We start from the raw sequence: 264 nt of genomic DNA, 5'->3' as shown, positions 1-264 counted from the left end.
CACGCGTCTATTCGCTGTTCGAATCACGCCGCGAAAAGCGCGAGATCGCCGAGGACATCGCGCTGGGCCGGCAGGCCGCACGCGAGCGCGAAGAGGTCGGGTTCACGGAGGATCGCGACAGCGCGCCGATGCAGGTCGACGACACCCTGCCACCCGAGCCACGGCCCAAGCGCCGGGCGCCGCCGTCGCCGCCGGTACAGATCGAGCCGGCCCTGGCCGAGGTGCCCAAGAGCGACCGCGTCGCCAAGGAGCGCCAGAAGCCGC

Annotated in this window: 1 protein-coding gene; it reads left to right on the top strand. The window is 72.0% G+C overall.

Annotated elements, in window-relative coordinates; genetic code table 11:
- Positions 1-264 (top strand): hypothetical protein (locus CVH10_RS21400; RefSeq protein WP_219924961.1); only part of this gene is annotated, 264 nt, incomplete at both ends.

It is taken from the genome of Halomonas sp. ND22Bw, from assembly GCF_003011945.1.
Classification (GTDB): Bacteria; Pseudomonadota; Gammaproteobacteria; order Pseudomonadales; family Halomonadaceae; genus Halomonas; species Halomonas halophila.
Note: the sequence above shows the minus strand (reverse complement) of the source record. Positions and strands in the feature narration are given on the sequence as shown.